Origin of the sequence: Pseudomonas sp. WS 5010 (genome assembly GCF_012985565.1) — a bacterium.
Lineage (GTDB): Bacteria > Pseudomonadota > Gammaproteobacteria > Pseudomonadales > Pseudomonadaceae > Aquipseudomonas.
Window position 1 is genome coordinate 1 of the sequence record NZ_JAAQWQ010000010.1, and the last position, 18,694, is coordinate 18,694.

14 protein-coding genes, 1 tRNA gene and 2 pseudogenes are annotated in these 18,694 nt (G+C 58.0%); 5 read left to right on the forward strand and 12 right to left on the reverse strand.

The window, feature by feature from the left end; translation table 11 throughout:
* The first annotated feature begins 173 nt into the window (after nt 1-173).
* Nucleotides 174-1,736 (forward strand): hypothetical protein, encoded by a 1,563-nt coding sequence (locus HBO11_RS25770; RefSeq protein WP_170059006.1) that lies wholly within the window; start codon nt 174-176, stop codon nt 1,734-1,736.
* A gap of 196 nt (nt 1,737-1,932) precedes the next feature.
* Complete coding sequence (locus HBO11_RS25775; protein WP_169957067.1) at nt 1,933-2,844, forward strand: DUF4365 domain-containing protein; 912 nt, start codon at nt 1,933-1,935, stop codon at nt 2,842-2,844.
* Between the two features lie 19 nt (nt 2,845-2,863).
* On the opposite strand, the pseudogene HBO11_RS25780 reads toward HBO11_RS25775, so the two are convergent.
* Nucleotides 2,864-3,079: pseudogene (locus tag HBO11_RS25780) on the reverse strand (DUF4113 domain-containing protein); the annotation flags it as partial.
* Here HBO11_RS25780 and HBO11_RS25785 point away from each other — a divergent pair.
* A pseudogene (locus tag HBO11_RS25785) lies at nt 3,077-3,289 on the forward strand (hypothetical protein); the annotation flags it as partial. The pseudogenes HBO11_RS25780 and HBO11_RS25785 sit on opposite strands and share 3 nt — an antisense overlap.
* A gap of 5 nt (nt 3,290-3,294) precedes the next feature.
* Nucleotides 3,295-4,071 carry a tyrosine-type recombinase/integrase gene (locus HBO11_RS25790; RefSeq protein WP_262381119.1) on the forward strand — a complete coding sequence of 259 codons (777 nt, stop codon included), beginning with the start codon at nt 3,295-3,297 and terminating at the stop codon, nt 4,069-4,071.
* Between the two features lie 99 nt (nt 4,072-4,170).
* Here HBO11_RS25790 and HBO11_RS25795 read toward each other — a convergent pair whose 3' ends face one another.
* The 3 genes from HBO11_RS25795 to ggt all read right to left on the reverse strand — a co-directional run bounded on the left by HBO11_RS25795 (nt 4,171) and on the right by ggt (nt 7,282).
* Nucleotides 4,171-5,052, reverse strand: a complete 882-nt coding sequence (locus HBO11_RS25795) for a serine protease (protein WP_169957068.1) — start codon at nt 5,050-5,052, stop codon at nt 4,171-4,173.
* Nucleotides 5,053-5,244: 192 nt separating this feature from the next.
* A tRNA-Cys gene (locus tag HBO11_RS25800) sits at nt 5,245-5,318 on the reverse strand.
* 239 nt (nt 5,319-5,557) lie between these two features.
* Nucleotides 5,558-7,282, reverse strand: coding sequence for a gamma-glutamyltransferase (gene ggt, locus HBO11_RS25805; protein WP_169957069.1), 1,725 nt, complete (start codon nt 7,280-7,282; stop codon nt 5,558-5,560).
* A 144-nt stretch (nt 7,283-7,426) separates the two neighbouring features.
* On the opposite strand from ggt, the gene HBO11_RS25810 reads away from it, so the two are divergent.
* Nucleotides 7,427-8,713 carry an MFS transporter gene (locus HBO11_RS25810; RefSeq protein ID WP_169957070.1) on the forward strand — a complete coding sequence of 429 codons (1,287 nt, stop codon included), beginning with the start codon at nt 7,427-7,429 and terminating at the stop codon, nt 8,711-8,713.
* 106 nt (nt 8,714-8,819) lie between these two features.
* Here the strand turns inward: HBO11_RS25810 and HBO11_RS25815 are convergent, their stop codons facing one another.
* The 8 genes from HBO11_RS25815 to HBO11_RS25850 all read right to left on the reverse strand — a co-directional run bounded on the left by HBO11_RS25815 (nt 8,820) and on the right by HBO11_RS25850 (nt 18,689).
* Nucleotides 8,820-9,323: a nitrous oxide reductase accessory protein NosL gene (locus tag HBO11_RS25815; RefSeq protein ID WP_169957071.1), complete on the reverse strand. Its 504-nt coding sequence runs from the start codon at nt 9,321-9,323 to the stop codon at nt 8,820-8,822.
* Nucleotides 9,324-9,349: 26 nt separating this feature from the next.
* Nucleotides 9,350-10,180: an ABC transporter permease subunit gene (locus HBO11_RS25820; protein WP_169957072.1), complete on the reverse strand. Its 831-nt coding sequence runs from the start codon at nt 10,178-10,180 to the stop codon at nt 9,350-9,352.
* A complete protein-coding gene (locus tag HBO11_RS25825) occupies nt 10,177-11,088 on the reverse strand; it encodes an ABC transporter ATP-binding protein (protein ID WP_169957087.1) in 912 nt (303 codons plus the stop codon). The genes HBO11_RS25820 and HBO11_RS25825 overlap by 4 nt, the downstream gene beginning before the upstream one ends.
* Nucleotides 11,088-12,335: a nitrous oxide reductase family maturation protein NosD gene (locus HBO11_RS25830; RefSeq protein WP_169957088.1), complete on the reverse strand. Its 1,248-nt coding sequence runs from the start codon at nt 12,333-12,335 to the stop codon at nt 11,088-11,090. Before HBO11_RS25830 ends, HBO11_RS25825 begins: the two co-directional genes overlap by 1 nt.
* Before the next feature lie 189 nt (nt 12,336-12,524).
* Nucleotides 12,525-14,447, reverse strand: a complete 1,923-nt coding sequence (nosZ, locus tag HBO11_RS25835; protein ID WP_169957073.1) for a TAT-dependent nitrous-oxide reductase — start codon at nt 14,445-14,447, stop codon at nt 12,525-12,527.
* 38 nt (nt 14,448-14,485) lie between these two features.
* The gene (locus HBO11_RS25840) at nt 14,486-16,666 is read right to left on the reverse strand and encodes a NosR/NirI family protein (RefSeq protein ID WP_169957074.1); all 2,181 of its coding nucleotides are present in this window, start codon (nt 16,664-16,666) and stop codon (nt 14,486-14,488) included.
* Nucleotides 16,667-16,776: 110 nt separating this feature from the next.
* Nucleotides 16,777-18,057, reverse strand: a complete 1,281-nt coding sequence (dctM, locus tag HBO11_RS25845; RefSeq protein ID WP_169957075.1) for a C4-dicarboxylate TRAP transporter large permease protein DctM — start codon at nt 18,055-18,057, stop codon at nt 16,777-16,779.
* Nucleotides 18,057-18,689: a TRAP transporter small permease gene (locus HBO11_RS25850; RefSeq protein ID WP_169957076.1), complete on the reverse strand. Its 633-nt coding sequence runs from the start codon at nt 18,687-18,689 to the stop codon at nt 18,057-18,059. The genes dctM and HBO11_RS25850 overlap by 1 nt, the downstream gene beginning before the upstream one ends.
* Nucleotides 18,690-18,694: the final 5 nt, after the last annotated feature.

Below are 18,694 nucleotides of genomic sequence, written 5' to 3' on the forward strand. Positions count from 1 at the left end.
GCGACATCAGCTATTACCTGATGCATCGGTACAACTGGATTAGACCGCATCAGTTCAATAATGGGCTGGCCCCGGCTCAGGCCGAGAAAAAACTTAACGTCGTGTCCGGGATTAGTTGACCACTACAAATGGTATTTTGACATTCCTAAAAAACTCCGAAGGAAGGGAGCAGAATGAACATCGCGCAGAGCCTAGGTCTCAAGGGAAATCCTTTTGAGCATTATAATGCTGAAAAAGAACCCGACATTGCTGCTTACGCAGTTCGACCTCCTTACCTAGAAACCATTGCGCAACGCTCAATAGGACTTAGTTCGTTTATATTATTTGGAGATCGTGGCGCCGGAAAAAGCGCCACGAGACTGACTGTATATAAAGAGGCTTGGGAAGCTGCCGCCAGCGACCCTACTATCGCTCAGCCTTTTATTGTAAACCTTACAGACTTCGGACAAATTCTTGATAAGTTCAAACGCGGCCACCTAACAGACAAAGACATCTGCGCACTTGCTGCATTTTTTGTAATAGAACAGATGTTTGCCTGGCTTTCTTCTTTAGAAGACAAAGATCGCGAAAAGCATTTGAGCGAACTGGACGAACACGACAAAGCATTAATTCTAGCGTTACTCGAAGGCTTGTATTTAACAATTCCAGAAATGGATAGGGATACGTCCACATCAGAAGCATTCAAACTACTCGGCAGCGCATGGACCACTAAAAGCAAGATCTGGCTTACTAGACGATGGGGATCTGTAAGCAACATATTCGCAGGACTTCTTCACGCTTTTGTCAAAAACAAAGTGGATGAGAGTCTAGACATTAAAGATTCTGCTGAGCGCATATTGACTAGCCTGATTAGTGACTCCGCCAATACCCCAAGGGCCATTCTTTCTAAGCTAGTCGAACTAAGTCGAATGTTTGGGTTTACAGGCGTGTGTGTTCTTGTCGACAAGCTTGATGAAACCAATGAAACAGACAATTCTGTAGAGGCCACTGCCCGCCTAATCCATCCTTTACTTGCAAATATTCAGCTCCTTGAAGTGGACGGATTCTCGTGGATGTTTTTCGTCTGGGGCAATGTGGAGGACCATTTCAACAACAAATTAAAAATTCGACTCGACAAAATTGCCAACGCCAAAATCGTATGGACAGCCGAACAACTCCAACAGATGTTGGATCGCAGAATTCAGTTCTACTCTGAAGGCTCCACTAATTTTTCCAATATGTTTTCTGATGACTTAAACTCAGACGTCATCTTTAATCAGTTTTGCGCACTAACGTTACGTTCTCCACGAGAGTTGATCAGACTAATGGATACTGTCTTCAGGGAGCATGATGCTCGCGGAAGTGAAGCCCCTCCAAAAATTGACTCAATCTCTATCGAACTTGCCCAAGACAAATACGCAAGAGACACCATTCAAACCTGGTACAAAAAAGACACTCTACTTCAGCTTTATCGTCTTGGAAAAACGACCTTCATAAACAAGGACGTTCAAACAACATTTCGGATCGGTGATCAAGGCGCACGCAACAAAATCACAAAATGGAGCGATGTTGGCTTAGTCCGTCAGAGCGGCTCCGTGCCCGGCGACTCCGGAGGAAAACCCTCCTTTTTATACGAAGTTTCGGATCCCCGAGCAGCTAGAATTATTGAAAGAGGGCTTGATGATTTGGTCGGAGCCTCTCTAGAAACAGCAGGTATCAGAGACGAGGACCATATTTCTGATGAAGCCGAAGCATGACATTCAGAATGACAGCCCCTTAGCTTAAGCACTCTGGCAGCCAACATCCGACCGCTCAGTTCATGGACGGACAGACGGTCCGATGCTAGCCAGCACTGTGGGTTTTCAGTGCCCATACGTGAAAGGCCGCTCAGGGTCGAAAACAGTCCGCCCCGACATAGAGGCACACACATAAACTTAAGGACCATTGCCGTCGATGAGTCGATACAACAAGACCGAACGCCTAGGTATAAATGCAGTTTCAACTGTCATCACCAGTGAGCTTGAGTGGATATTTAGAGAGCAGCCCATTGTCGACATGGGCATTGATGCACAGATAGAATCGGCTATGGATGGCGATCCAACTGGAAAACTAATCGCAGTCCAGATAAAGTCTGGCAGAGGAAACTTTTCTGAGTCAAAAGATTCATTCACCTATCGCGGCGATCTGGTACACCTTGATTACTGGATAAACCACTCTCTCCCCGTTATTTTGGTGGCTCATTTACCTGACACCAATACAACGCTTTGGCAACACGTATGCAAAAATAACATTCGCAGAACTCCAAAGGCCTGGTCCATAAAAATTCCAAAAACAAAAATACTTGACCGAAAATCTCTCCGCCACCTATCAGAAATCATTGATGGCCCACCACACGAGCAAAAACTTAGACGACTCACATTAGACCTAGAACTTATGAAACTCATAAAGTCGGGCCTCAAGGTTTCTGTCGGATTTGATCACTGGTACAATAAAAGTCTTGGGCGCTCTGAAATTGAAATATTTGCACATGACAAATATGGAACAGAAACCCTTTCAAGGGAGTGGTTTCAATACTATGTCTGCTCCGACCCGAAGAAGCTCATGAAATTGATCTTTCCTTGGGCCATTGCCAGAGTCGACGAAGAGTTTTACGACGATAACGTTGAGCATGAAGAGTCCGATCACGAAAGGTTAATGAGAGCAACAGATATTGACAACGGATTTGATCCGTATGTACCTAACCCTAATGATATCTATCCGTACAGCGACTCAGCAGGCGAGGTTGCCTCCTATAGAGTACGCTTACATCTCAACAATTTAGGAAAAAGTTTCCTGACACTAAATAATTATCTCGAGCTTGAATAAAAAATTCAGTCATCACTAGTCAAATACAACTTACTCTCCAAAGCTGGTCTAATTTAGTTGTATAGCTTTGACTCATCATTTCACGACGCATACCCCAGTCAGGATCAACCGGCACACTGGCCGAACGCAGCGTGCCCCTGGCCCATCGTTCGTTTATCTGGTCCAGCACCACCATCACCCGGCTCGTCTCAGCCCGCTGTGATATAGCAAATAAATCATCGGTGTACTCACCTGGGAGGAAGCCAACCACATGAACGCCGCGTTCCTCAGTAACGAGATTATGCCCTGGCCGATCGCGCCCAGTGATCGGCGAATGCTGGTGCTTTGGCCGATGGAGACGCTACCGGTGGAACGGCAGAAGGCGGTGGGTCGAGAGCTGGAGAACGGTGGTGTTGCCGCGCTGTACGCGTGGTTGTTGTCCGTTGACCTGGGCGACTTCGACCAGACAACATGAAGGAACTTAAACAGCTCAGGAAAGCATTTGAGAAGGCGCCCATTGACTCGATCACACCCCAGGTAGTCGCGCAGTACAGGGACGCCAGGACCGCAAAGGTCAGGGCCAACCGGGAAATCGCGCTGCTGTCGCACATTTTCACAATCGCCCGCGAGTGGGGGCTGACCAGCAATGCTAACCCTTGTTTCGGTGTACGACGCAACAAAGAAAAGCCCCGGGACTACTACGCCGGCGATATGGTGTGGAATGCGGTGTACACCGAGGCCGTGCAGGAACTAAAGGACGCGATGGACCTGGCCTATCTCACTGGCCAGCGTCCTGCCGATGTGCTCAAAGTGGCCGTCACCGACTTGAACGCAGGGTTCTTGATGGTCAAACAGGGAAAAACCGAAAAAAAGCTGCGCCTTCTACTGGAGGACGACGGAGTGCAATCCGGGCTCAGTGCTTTTATCAGCAATCTACAGGAGCGCCGGACCCTCGCAGGGATCAAAACGTCGAGACTGATCACCAACACATCCGGTCTTCGCATGAGCGCGCAAATGTTACGCAACCGCTGGGACGAAGCCCGAGAAAAAGCCGCCATTAAGGCCGGTGCCGACGGTGACACGGCCCTAGCCGTGCTGATCCGTCAGTTCCAGTTCAAAGACATTCGCCCAAAAGCTGCTAGTGAAATCGAGTTAACTCATGCCAGTCGGCTTCTCGGCCATTCCACAGAAGAAATGACCAAAAAAGTGTATAGAAGAATAGGTGAGATAGTGAAGCCAACAAAATAAAACCATCTCTTCTCTTAAAATAAAATATAAAAAGTGTGCGGCGTATTCCGCCGCATCAAAGACATCTAAAGGGATATAAAATAAAGATGGGTATTACCATCACTGGTTATTTTCAATCAGACGACTAATTATGGGAATAAAATCATCCAACGCATCAGCATGAATTACAAACCCCAAATTCATCATTACTTCTATAACAGGGATAGCGTCTGCGTCAGCAGCCAAAAGAGATGGAACCGGCTTTGGAATGAGCTTACCTTTATTTGAATACGTCGGCCCCCCCCATAGCGTACCTATGAGCTTAGCACCCGTGCCGGGGGCATATTTGTCTCCACCCACTCGATAAATTCCATCTTCGTAAAGAAATACAGGCGATCCACTTGAGCCTGGAAAACAAGCGCAGTCTATTACAAAATATCTGTTGTTATCCCACCTAGTTAAGCAATGGGTTGCGGTCATTCCCTTCCGCACAATAGGCTTATTATTATGTTTATCCCACATTCCATTTGGATATCCAACCATTACCACTGACTCGATTGGTCTTATGTGCGGAAAATCATCCACACCAAGTCGCCATCGTTTATCCAAGAAATGATTTTTCGGAGTGTAACCCTCAGCAATTCGACCTAATATTTGCCCCATCCGTATCACACACAAATCTACTTCATCATCAGGATGCATCAAAATAGATCCACCAAGCGGATCCAACTCAAAGGTATGCCTTTCCTGCCAATCAACACTACCATCTTCATTTATATGCGAGCCGCTTTTTGCAACATCCAAAGTAACTTTAATTAACTTAGACCCACACACCACGTGCTTATTAGTGACAATCAAAGGAGTTACATTAACAAATCCCGACTCTGCAGCAGGGGTTTCTATATTATAAAAATAACCAGTGCCAACACTTTTCCCAGCCTCTGAATAAGATTCAATTCGGACAGTACTTAGTGAAACAGCTGTTGCAGGATTCATTGCCATAATCGCGTTCCTTGTCTGCCCACTGGCGTGATAGTACCGAGTGGTTAGGGGAAATTTAGCACCTACATCAAGGTCAATGTGTGATATTTCACAAGGTTTGCGAACGTCAAAACTGTAGAGGTTGCGGAAACGATCTGAAATCCCAGGCAATAAAAAACCCCGTAGACCATTGATCTACGGGGCTTTCAAGAGTGGAGGCCGAGGTCGGAATCGAACCGGCGTAGGCGGATTTGCAATCCGCTGCATAACCATTTTGCTACTCGGCCTCAAACGATCAATGCCAAAACCACTGACATTCACCGCATATAAACTTGAGTGGGCTATGTGAAGCTTGCCTCTACTCTATCTCATTGAAAACATTGAAGTTTTTTATGTCTCAGCGCGTTCAATGGCGGCAATTATGTACTCATTTGCCGGGGCTGGCAACCCCTTGATTTCAAAAAATATTCTTCTGTAGGGCAGAGCCGGGGCGGTCTGGGAGAACACGCCCCTGCCCTGCCTATGCTTAGTAGCCCAGTGACAACCCGGTATTGCGCCGTGGGTCGTTGGCGCCGTAGAAGCGGTTGTTGCCCACGGGCTTGCCGTCCAGGGACGGGGCGCCGACGAGGATCGCGGCCAGGTGATTGGCGTCTTGGGGGCCGGCGAATTTGTGGCCCCAGCTTTCGAGGATTTTCTGGGTGTCGGGGCTCAAGGCGAAGGTTTCGAGGTTGGTGGTGTCGGGCATCCACTGTTGGTGGAAACGTGGAGCGTTGACGGCCTCCTGGATGTTCATCTTGTAGTCGATGACGTTGAGGATGGTGAACAAGGTGGCGGTGATGATGCGGCTGCCCCCCGGTGTGCCGATGACCATCACGGCCTTGCCGTCCTTGGTCACGATGGTCGGGCTCATGGACGACAGGGGCGCCTTGCCCGGGGCGATGGCGTTGGCTTCGCCCTGGACCAGCCCGTACATGTTTGGCACGCCGACCTTGACGGTGAAGTCGTCCATTTCGTCGTTGAGGATCACCCCGGTCTTGCTGGCCATGACGCCGGCACCGAACCAGTCGTTGAGGGTGTAGGTCACCGACACCGCGTTGCCCCATTTGTCGACGATGGAGTAATGGGTGGTGTTGCTGCCTTCATGGGGCGCAACGCCGGGCTTGATGGCCATGGAGTCGCCGGCCTTTTGCGGTTCGATGGCGGCGCGCAGTTTGGCCGCGTAGTTCTTGTCCAGCAGATGCTCCACGGGGTTCTGCACGAAGTCCGGGTCGCCCAGGTAGCTGTTGCGGTCGACGTAGGCGTGGCGCATGGCTTCGATCTGGTAATGGGTGCCCTGGGCCGAGCCGTAGCCCAGTTCGGCCATGGGGTAGCCTTCGAGGATGTTCATGATCTGGCAGATCACCAGGCCGCCCGAGCTCGGTGGCGGCGCCGAAACTACGTGGTAGCCGCGGTAGTCGCATTCGATGGGGGCCAGCTCGCGGGTCTGGTATTTGTCCAGGTCGGCCTGGGCGATGATGCCCTTGCCGGCCTGGCTGGAGTCGACGATGGCCTTGGCCACCCAGCCTTTGTAGAAGCCATCGGCGCCCTTGGCGGAGATTTCCCGCAGGGTCCGCGCGAGGTCTTTTTGCACCAGTTTCTGCCCAACCTGCAGCGGCTCGCCTTTGTTGAGGAAGATGCCACGCAGGTCCTGGTCTTTTTTGAATTCTTCGGTGGCGCTGTGCAGCATGTCGATATCGCCCTGGTCGAGGGCAAAGCCGTTTTCTGCAAGCTTGATAGCCGGTGCGATCACCTGGGCGCGCTTGAGGGTCCCGTATTTACTCAGGGCCAGCTCCATGCCGGAGACGGTGCCGGGCACGCCGACCGCCAGGTGGCCCTTGGCGCTGAGGCCAGGGACGACATTGCCGTCTTTATCCAGGTACATGTCGGCGGTGGCCGCCAAGGGGGCTTTTTCGCGGAAGTCGAGGAAAGTCTTGCGCCCGTCCGCCAGCTGCACGGTCATGAAACCACCGCCGCCGAGATTGCCCGCTGCCGGGTAGACCACCGCCAGGGCGTATCCCACGGCCACTGCCGCATCCACGGCGTTGCCGCCAGCCTTCAACACATCGACACCCACGTGGGTCGCCAAATGCTGGGCCGTCACCACCATGCCGTTTTCACCGGCCACCGGGGCCTGGGAGGCCGCCTGCACACCGCTGAATGTCAGGACCAGGGCCGTCGCGATCAAGGTTCGGGTAAAGGGTTGGTAGCTCATCCGTGGATACTCTGTTTATTAGAAGCGTTAAACGTAGCTTCTTTCGCACAGCAACCCCAGCCAAGTGGCGCTTTTCAGACAGAGCTTGTCGGTGACGGAATGCTATATTCGCCCCGCCCTCCTCATTGCCCATGAGACACACCAATGCCCACGGTCGCCGACCCAATCCACGCGCTGTACCACAAGATCACCTGGAAGCTGATTCCGTTCCTGTGCTTCTGCTACCTGGCGGCCTACCTGGACCGCATCAACATCGGTTTTGCCAAGTTGCAGATGCAAGACCAGTTGCAGTTCAGCGAAACCGCGTTCGGCCTGGGCGCCGGCCTGTTTTTTGTCGGCTATATCCTGTTTGAAGTGCCGAGCAACCTGATCCTCGAGCGCGTCGGCGCACGGATCTGGATCGCGCGCATCATGATCACCTGGGGCCTGCTCTCGGCCTGCACGTTGCTGGTCACCTCCACCACCCAGTTCTATGTGCTGCGGTTTTTGCTCGGCGTCGCCGAAGCGGGATTCCTGCCGGGGGTGTTGTATTACCTGACCACCTGGTTCCCCACCCATCGCCGGGGGCGGGTGATTGCGCTGTTCATGATCGGCCTGCCGCTGTCCAGTGTGATTGGCGGGCCGTTGTCCGGCTGGATCATGGGTCACTTCGACCAGGTGGGTGGCCTGCGTGGCTGGCAATGGCTGTTCCTGCTCGAAGCGCTGCCCAGCGTGCTGTTGGGGGTATTGGCGTTCTGGGCCCTGCCCAATACCTATCACCAGGCCAAATGGTTGTCAGCCGCCGAAAAGACCCTGCTGCAACAGCAGTTGCAGGCCGATGACAGCCAGGCCAGCCAAAGCCCACGGCGCTTTCGCGAGGGGTTCTTCAACCTCAAGGTGTGGATGCTTGGCGGGATTGATTTTTCGATCCTGCTCAGTGCCTACGCCATGGGCTTCTGGATGCCGACCCTGATCCGCAACGCGGGGGTCAGCGACACGTTCCATATCGGCCTGCTCACCGCCCTGCCCAGCGTCGCCGCGCTGGCGGGCATGCTGCTGATCGGCGCCAGTTCCGACAAATACCGTGAACGCCGCTGGCACATTATCGTGCCGTTTTTGGTGGGCGCCGCGGCCATGGCCAGCAGCACGTTCTTCACCCATAACGTGATCGCCACCGTGGCCCTGTTTGCCGTGGCTTCGGCAGCGATCCTCGGTGCGGTGCCGGTGTTTTTCAGCCTGCCGGCGACCTTCCTTACCGGCACTGCGGCGGCCACCGGTTTTGCCCTGGCGTGCTCCCTGGCGAATATCGCCGGGCTGGTCAGCAACTCGTTGATGGGCCTGGCGATAGATATCACCGGCAGCAGCGCTGGGGCCATGTGGTTCTTTGCCGCCAGCCTGCTGCTCAGTTGTTTGCTGGTGATTGCGTTGCCGGCGAAATTGGTCAACCGCTAGGCTGTGGGAGCTGGCTTGCCTGCGATAGCGGTGTGTCAGCCGCCAGAAATGCTGACTGAACTGCCGTCATCGCGGGCAAGCCCGCTCCCACAGGGGGGAGGCAGGCTCAATGACCGCTATGGGCCATGCCACTCGGCTGCTGCAACAGTGCCAGGTCTATCTCCTCGAAACGCAGCACCCGCCCGCCGGTATCTGCCGCGACTTTCTGCGCCACCGCCTGCTCGGCAAACGAGGCCAGCACCACGCCCATGGCGCCCTTGAGCCCGGTGCCGAGCACGTAGTAGGCGGTCTTGGCGTCGATCAGGTGGGCATCGTCCGGGGTATTCCAATGGCTGCGCCCCATGTCATGCACATACAGCTTTGACTGGGCATGATGATTTTCCGGCTGCAACCACCAGCCGAGCATTTCTGCGGTCGAGCAGAACTTCTTCGCCGCGCCCTGCTCCACCACCTCGCCCTTGGGCCCCGGGAATTCGCTGATCACCATGCCACACACATGGCACTCATCCGCCGGATGGAACGCCACCGGCCCATCACCTGCCCCCGCCGCCACCGGCTTGTCACACCCCACCAACAGCAGGCTCAACAGCAACACCCATCCGATTTTCATGCTCAGCTACTCCACCGATAAAAAATTCATGCCGCGCGCCGCGCGAACAGCCAATAGGCCCAGGCCAGCGGCCCGGCGACCCACGCCGCCAGGCACAGCCACAACGCCGCCTCCGGCACTGCCAAGTCACCGCCCAGGGCCATCACGCCTACCGACGCGGGGCCGGCATCGAAGCCCGACAGGTTGATCAGCCGGTACACATCCGCCGGGTTGAACAGCAACAGCCAGGGCAGCAGCGTCGGGCTGAACTGCCCCTCGCTGAGCACCAGCAGCGCCAGCAATGCCAGGTCAAAGACCAGCACAAAAAAGAACCACACCCCCAGGGCCAACCCGGCCGCCGTGGATTTCTCCGCCGAGACGCTGCTCAACACATACGCCATCCCCAAAAAGCCCCAGCCGAGCAAGGTCGAGGTCAGCATGAAGCGGCCAAAGGCCCAGAGCAGCAGGCTGAACTCGACGTCATCCACCAGCAGCGCGATGGCGAGCATGGCGCAGCCGAATCCGATAAAGGTCGCCAGCGCCAGGATCAGCCCATGCCCGACAAACTTGCCGAGCAGGATCTGCCCGCGCCCCAGGGGATAGGTGAGCAACAGCAGCAAGGTGCCGCTTTCGTCCTCGCCGACAATCGCGTCATAGGCCAGCAGCAGCGCAATCAATGGCATCAGGAAGGTCGCCAGGCTAGCCAGGCTGGCGATGGTTGCCGGGATCGAGGTAAAACCCAGTTGCCCGGACGCCGCCGCACCGAGCCACCCAATACCGATGGCCAGCACCGCGAACAACAGGCTGATGGCCAATAACCAACGGTTGCGTAGGCCATCGCTGAATTCTTTGCGGGCCATGTTCCAGATCGGCGTCATTGGGCACGCTCCACAGGGCTGTCCATGTAATGGCGGTACAGGTCTTCCAGGGACGGCACGACAATTTCCACGTCAGTGGGGCTGTCCTGGTCGAGCAACTGGCGCAGCAGGTCCAGCTTGTTGCCATTGAACGCCGCCACTTGCAGCCCTTGCGCGCCCCAGCGCTGGGTCACGTGGCCGGCCTCGCTCCAGCGTTTTTGCAAGAGCGCCGCACGTTGCAGGCCGCTGCTGCGGATCAGGGTCGGCAGCCCCGCTTCTTCGCGCAAGGCCGCCAGGGTGCCGAGGGCCAGCAGGCGGCCCTGGGTGAGGATCGCGGCACGGTTGATATGGGCCTCCACGCCCGGCAGCACATGGGAGCAGAGGATGATGCTGGTGCCCTGCCCGCGCAGGCGGTCGAGCAAGCAATACAAATCCTGGGTGGCGATCGGGTCCAGGCCCACGGTGGGTTCGTCGAGCAGCAACAGGCGCGGCTCGCCAAGCAAGGCCTGGGCCAGGCCGAGGCGCTGGCGCATGCCCTTGGAATAGGTCTTGACCCGCCGCCGCGCCGCCGCTGTCAGGCCGACGTCTTCCAGCAACGTCGAGACCTGGCTCATCGGCGCGCCCTTGAGCCGGGCAAAATGCTGCAAGGTCTCCAGGCCGCTGAGTTGCGGGTAGAACGTGACGTTTTCCGGCAGATAGCCGAGCATCCGGCGCACCTGGGGATCACTGGGCGCGCGGCCAAACACCCGTACCTGGCCGCTGCTTGCCTGCAATAAACCGAGGATCAGTTTCATACTGGTGGTCTTGCCCGCGCCGTTATGGCCGAACAGGCCCAGAACCTCCCCGGGCGCCAGGCTCAGGCTCAAGTCATGCAGCACAGTGGCGGGCCCATAACGCTGGGTCACGCCTTCGATTTCGACGACAGGCATCATGCGGGCTCCTTGAGCAGGGAAAGCGTGGGGTCTTTCATCAGCGGATGGCTGTCCATCACCCCCGGCGACTTGATCACCGGAAACGCCCGTTGCACCCAGCGCAGCAACTCGATGCCGGGGCTGTTCATCAGCAGGCGCACCTGGGGATACAGCCACAGCAGGCGGTCGACGTTATCGTTGGGCTCGTAGGCCACATCCCCCAGGCCGTCGTTATTGCGGTCCCAGCCCAGGTAATCGCTCCAGTAATTGCCGCGACCATCTGCCGACCATTCCTGCAAGCGGGTGGCCACGTACTTGACCTGGCGCTGGTTGCCGACAAACGCGTTACCGGCAATCCGGTTGTCTTCGGAGCCGGCCGTGAGGTGGATGCCCACCGCGCTGCGCCCAAAGTGGTTGTGTTCGATGCTGTTGAACAGCGAGTTGTAGATAAACAGCGCCTTGCCTTCGGCACCGGTGATCATGGTGTCGCCGGTGGTGCCGTCGCGCACGTCGTTGACCACGTTGTCGCGCAGGGTGGAATAGGTGATGTAGTTCATCAGGATCCCGTAGTTCTGGTCCTGCTCGGAGCGATTGCCGATCACCGTCAGCTTGCGGCTTTGCATCAGCGCATAGCCGGTGCGGGTGCGGCGGGTGATGTTGCCGAGCACCTGGTTGTCGTTGGCGAACATGTAGTGAATGCCGTAGCGCAGGTCTTCCAGGGTGTTGCCTTGCAGCAGGTTGCCGTTGGAGGTGTCGATGTAGATGCCATCGCGGGCATCGCGCACCAGGTTGCCGATCACCCGCGCGCCCTTGACCGCGTACAAATGGATGCCATTGCCCCGGTCCTGGGAACGCATGGTCGGGTCGCCCTGGATCTGGTTGTCGATCACGCTCACATCCGCCGTGCCATCGACCCACACGCCAAACCCCTGGCCGCGCAGGCGGTTGTTCTTGATCAAGGCGCCGTGGGCCTTGGGCTGGATGAAAATGGCCGCGTTCATCGCGGTGAGGTCATGGCCCCAGTCGAGGAAGGTGCAGCCCTCGACGGTGACGTCGGCAGCGTTGATCAGCAGACCATTGCCCTGGCCCTGGCTGTGGATCACCGCACCGGGTTCGCAAATCAGTTGCAGGGGCTGGTCGATGCTGAAGGAGCCCTGGTAGTCACCGGCGGGCAATTGCCAGCGGTGCGGGCCTGCGGCTACCAACGGCAGGTCGGTGATGGGCAGTACAGCGGCACTGGCGGTGGCCGAAAATAGCAGCCACACACACCCGGTCCATAACGTGCGGGGTCGAGCCACGGAGTATTCCTTTTGATCAAAGCCCAATCTGTGGAGCGACACAGATCTGGTGTGGGAGCGGGCTTGCTCGCGAAGGCGGTGGATCAGTCAAGTAATGCCTGGCTGACACACCGCCTTCGCGAGCAAGCCCGCTCCCACATTGGTTGGTGCTCGCCGTTAAGTGCGCTCCACCAGCATCCGCCCCACCATCTCCATATGCAGCGCATGGCAGAACCAGCTGCAGTAGTACCAATGCAGCCCCGGTTTGTCGGCGATGAAGGTGATGGAAGAGGTTTGCTGCGGGCTGATTTCCATGCTCACGCCATGGTTGGTCATGACAAAGCCATGGGTCACGTCCTCGATCTGGTCGATGTTGGTGATGGTCACGGTGACCTCATCGCCGTGCTTGACGGTGAATTCCGTCAGGCCGTAGGTCGGCGCCATGGAGGTCATGTACACCCGCACTTTCTTGCCGTCGCGGATCACCTTGTTATCGGTCTCCAGCTTGATCCCGTCCTTGGCCGCAATGGCCACGGTTTCGGCAAAGAACGGGTCGTTGCGCTCCCAGATTTTCTTGGTCTTGATCTGGTCGCGCCGCGCCATCACGCAGTCGTGGGGTTCGGCGAAGGTCGGGCCGTCGTGGACCAGTTTCATTTCATCGCCGGAGATATCGATCAACTGGTCGTTTTCCGGGTGCAACGGGCCGGTGGGCAGGAAGCGGTCCTTGGAGAACTTGCTCAGTACCACCAGCCATTGGCCGTCGGCATCCCGGGTTTCGGTGAGCGAGGCGTGGTTGTGGCCAGGCTGGTAGTGCACATCGAGCTTCTGCTTGATGTAGTTGACCTTCTCACCGCCGTAGGCGCGGATGGCTTCGGCGATGTTCCACTTGACCACCTGGCTGTCGATAAACAGCGTGGTGTAGGCAAAACCCCGGCCATCGTAGGTGGTGTGCAACGGGCCCAGGCCCAGCTCCGGCTCGCCGACTACCACGCCGCGCGGGTCTTTGATCTTGTCGCTGAACAGGTCGTCGAGCTTGTCGATGGCAATGATGGTGCAGGTCGGCGACAGCTTGCCGTTGGCGATAAAGTACTTGCCGTCCGGCGAGGTGTTGCAACCGTGGGGGTTCTTCGGCACCGGGATATAGCGGGTGAATTCGCTGTCCTTGCCGTCGTCGCCCTTGCGCCCGTCCACCACCGGCACCTTGACCCCGTCAAGGTTGATGAACTTGCCGGCCTTGATCGCCGCCTCGATGCGCGGGATGTTGAATACCACCACCCAGTCGCGTTCGTTGCGCATCATGCCGCCCAGGTCGGAGGCCTTTTCCGAGTTGTAGCAGGTGGCCGCCGCGTATTTGCCGGTGTAGTCCATGTCGGCGTTGTCAAGGTTACCGTCGACGATGACCTGGAAGGCCATTTCCATCTTCTCGGCGTCGATGGCGTTGAACAGGGTGAAGCTGTTCTTGTCCTGCAGGTCGAAGGTGTGGCCGTCATTGGGGTGCGGGATGATGAACTCGGCGTTGCAGAACACGTACTTGGTGTACGGCACCTTTTGCAGGCGCAGGCCGTGGATCGCCTGGGCGTTGGGCACGGTGACGATCTTGTCGCACTTCATGATGTCCAGGCGGATCCGCGCCACGCGGGTGTTGGCCTTGTCGTTGATAAACAGGTATTTGCCGTCGTAACGGCCATCGGTGGTAGACAAGTGCGGGTGATGGCAATCGCCGTTCTGGTACTTGGCGCCCTCCCCCAGGATGCGCTTGCTCTCGTTGGTCAGGCCCCAGCCGGTAGCCGAATCAACGTTAAACACCGGGATGCGCATCAGCTCGCGCATTGACGGCACGCCCAACACCCGCACTTCGCCCTGGTGGCCGCCGCTCCAGAACCCGTAGTACTGATCCAGCTCCCCTGGGCCCACATGGATTTTCGACTTCGCTTCCTTGGCCGCCGCCGCAAAGGACTCGCGGGTAAACACCGTACCGCCGAGGGCCGAGGCCCCTGCCAGCACCGCGCCGGTGACGGCGCCAGTGCCAAGGAAGCCACGCCGGCTCATGCCTTCGGGTTCCGGGGTGGTCCCGGTTTTGTTCGATTCGCTGTCGTTCATGATGTGCTCCAGATATGAAAAGTGGGTGCCCAAGGCCGTCATTCAGGCACCGCCACCTGCACCAGCGGGATCAATTGCCCAGTGGCGGGTGCGGCCTTGTTGCGTTTCTTGCGCTTGTTGATCAGGGGCGGGCATTTGTGGTCGTTGTGCCAGGTCATCTGGCAATCGAGGCAGTAGTGGCATTCATTGGCGTTGATATGGCCGTCGGGGTGGATCGCCTGGATCTCGCATTCCCTGGCGCACAACTGGCACGGATCGCCACACTCCTTGCGCCGCTTGAGCCAGTCGAACAACCTGAATTTGCTGGGGATCGCCAGCGCCGCGCCCAGTGGGCAGAGGTAGCGGCAGTAGACTTTGCGCGTGAACAGGTTGATCACCAGCAGCGCCACGGCGTACAGCACGAACCACCATTGGCGGTCGAAATGCAGGGTGATGGCGGTCTTGAACGGTTCCACTTCGGCAAAACGCTCGGCGGTGGCCATCGACTCCAGAGACAGGCCAAACAGCCCCAGCAGGATCAAATACTTGATCGCCCACAGCCGCTCATGCACGGCAAACGGCAGCTCGAACTGGCGCACCTTGAGCCTGCGCGCCGCCTCGTTGAGCAACTCCTGCAGCGCCCCGAACGGGCACAACCAGCCACAGAACACCCCCCGGCCCCACAGCAGGATGCTGGCGGCGGTGAATACCCAGAGCATGAAGATCAGCGGGTCGGTGAGGAACAGCTCCCAGCGGAACTGCTGGAACAGCGCATGCACAAAGGTCAGCACATTGACCACCGACAGTTGCCCCAGGGCGTACCAGCCGATAAACACCACGGTAAACAGCAGATAGCCACGGCGCACCCAGTGCAGCAGACGCGGGCGCCGGGCCAGGCTGTCCTGCAAAAACAGAATCACCGTCAGCAGCACCAGGGCGGCGCCCAGGATCAGGATCTGCACGTGTTTCTGGTACCAGATCGTCAGCCACATCGGCCGGTTGGCTTCGTCGATGGCGGCCTGTTCGGCGGCGGTGGGCAACGGGCGCTCCAGATACGCCTCGGGCATCTGGTAGGGCAATTCAAAACTGCTGAAGGTGCCACTGACCGGGCCGGTCTGGCGCCGTACCAGCAGCTCCAGGGTCCACGCTGAGCCTGGATCGAACGCAGCCTGGGGGCGCACGATAAACACCGACATTTCATCGAACTCGGGCATGCCCTCGGCGAACACGTCGTACAGGCGCTGGTGGTCCATATCGCGGAAGCTGATGACATTGCCGAACTGGCGCAACTGCACCCGATCAAAAATCCCGCCGCGCACATAGCCCGAGCCCTTGAACGAAAAAATCCCGCGTCCCAGCACCGCGATGGCCTGCTCGCCGGGCTTGAGGCCCTGCATCAACACCCGGTACTGCGCGTCACCCAACAGGTTGCGGCCGATGGTCGGCGCGTTGAGATCGGCCACATACAAGTCGATAAACGTCTCGTCGACCTGCCCCGCCCCCGCCACGTCCACGCCTTCGGCCTCGGTGCCCTTGAAGGCGGCATCCACCTGGCCGCGCGTCAGGTGCAAGCGGCGCACCGCGCCATTGCCGGTCAACTGCGCCCAGTTGGCCGGCTCGAACAGGTCAGCGCGCACCAGCGCGACTTTCTGCGCGGTGCTGGCCTTGTCCTCGATCAGCTTGAGCGACACCGCCACTTCGTGGGCGGCGCGCATGATCACCTCATTGACCACCATCGCCGTGACCGTGGCACCGGCCACCGCATCCACGGTCACCGCCTGGCTGTCACTGGAATGCCCCACCACCACCCGCTGCTTGACGTTGATCCCGCTGTAGCGGGCGGTGAAGTCATGCAGCTTGGCCTCGGGAATGCCGATCAACAGAATCGGCTCGTGGTGCTCCAGCACATAGGCATCACGGATCACCCCGGCCGGGTCGAGAATCACCTGGGTGTTGATCGGTTTGCCGGAGTACGCCGGGATGTCCACCACGTCCAGGCTCTGGAACACATAGCCGATGACCGCGCCTTTGGCCGACAGCGTGCGCACCTTGAACGGGCCTTGGGCGGCGGAAATGGCGTCGGCCTGCGGGAAAATCTTGTCGATGCGCTGCTGTTCAATCGCGCCGTAGGACTTGGCCTGGGCCGGGCCGGCCAGGCTGAACAGCAGCACCAGGACAACCAGCCAGGTAACGGGACTTGCAGCCAGGGTAGCGAGGGTCGAGGGCTTGGGGCGGTTCATGGGCTCACTGACTTCAACGGCCGGGATATGCAGCCGATGGTAGGTGGCACGTGGCCAGTGAGCCCTTGATTGAAATCAAGTCTGGGGGTGGTGCGGCGTTTGGGCGCTGGCTACATGCCCAACCACTGCGGCAGCGCCAGTGAGATAAACGGCACGTACGTCACCAGGACCAGGAACGCCAGGAGGATCATCAGCCATGGCATCGCTGCGCGGACCGTCTGGCCCAGAGTCAGGCCGGTCACCGCCGAGGTCACGAACAGGTTCAGCCCAACGGGCGGATGCACCAGGCCGATCTCCATGTTCACCACCATCACAATCCCCAGGTGAATCGGGTCGATGCCCAGCTTCATCGCAATCGGGAAGAAGATCGGCGCCAGGATCAGCACAATGGCCGAGGGCTCCATAAAGCTGCCGGCGATCAACAGCACCACGTTGACCATCAGCAGGAAACCGATCGGCGTCAGCCCTTCGGAGATGACCCAGGCCGTGATTTCCTGCGGGATCTGTTCGGTGGTCAGCACATGGGCAAACAGCATGGCGTTGGCGATGATGAACATCAGCATGATCGACAGGCGCCCAGACTCCAGCAGCACCTTGGGGCAATCCCTCAAGCGCATGTCCTTGTACACAAACAGCGCGACAAACGCCGAGTACACCGCCGCCACGGCTGCAGCTTCAGTGGGGGTGAACATGCCGCTGTAGATACCGCCGAGGATGATCACCAGCAGCAACAGGCCCCAGAACGCGCGGCGCGCGCAGCCCAGCCACTGGGCAAAGGTCGCCCGGGGTTGTGCCGGCAGCTTTTTGATACGCGCCACGATGTAGATCGCGATCATCAGCATCAGGCCCAGCAGCAAGCCGGGGATCACCCCCGCCATAAACAGCTTGCCCACCGAAGTTTCCGTCGCCGCCGAGTACACCACCATCACGATGGAAGGCGGAATCAGGATGCCCAGGGTCCCGGCATTGCAGATGATCCCGGCGCCAAACTCCTTGGGGTAACCGGAGCGCACCATACCGGCCACGGCAATCGACCCCACCGCCGCCACCGTCGCCGGCGATGAACCGGACAGCGCGGCGAACAGCATGCACGCCAGCACCGCCGCAATCGCCAGGCCGCCACGGATATGGCCGACACAGGCGTTGGCAAAATCGATCAAGCGTTGCGCCACGCCGCCGGTGGTCATGAACGCCCCCGACAGCAGGAAGAACGGAATCGCCAGGAAGGTGTAGGCATCGCTGGTTTCAAACAGCTTGATCGCCAGGGAGCTTAACGAGTCCTGGCTGAACATCAGGATCGACATCGCCCCCGACAACCCCAGGGAAATCGCGATGGGCACGCCGAGAAACATGAACACCAACAGCAGTAAAAACAGACAGAGAACGGCCATCAGTCACGCTCCTCATGGCTACCGGCCAACTTGCTGGCTTCACCGGCTTCGTCGGCCAGCCCCAACCCGACCTGACGGTGGGTAAACAGGCGGTAGAAAATTTCCAGGTAGCGGATCAACACCAGGGCAAAGCCGATCGGCACGATCAGCGCGATATGCCCCACTTCCAGGCCGAAATGATCGAGGTCCTCGGCCCCGATCCCGGCCGCCAGCACGGCACTCACCCACTTGTAGCTGGCCACCATGAACAACCCGGCGTAGGCCAGGCAGCACAGGCACGCGAGCATTCCCAGCAGGCGCTGGACCCGGCGTGGCGTCAGGCGCACCAGGGCATCGACCCCCAGGTGGCCGGCGGTGCGCACGCCATAGGAAATCCCGAAGAAAATCAGCCAGCCGAACATCGCCTTGGTCAGCGCAACGCTCCAGGTCATGTCCTGGGCCCAGGTCATGGTGCCGTCGCCCAGGGCGTTGAAAAAACTGCTGCTCCAGGCCCACTTGTCGGCCAAGGCAAAAAACAGGGTGTAGATGTTGTTGAGCATGACGTAGACAAACGTCACCAGGGTCATGGCGGCCAGCAGGAAGGCGATAAAACCTTCCTCCAGGTGCTCCCAGACGCGCCTTAGGGATTGCATGGCAA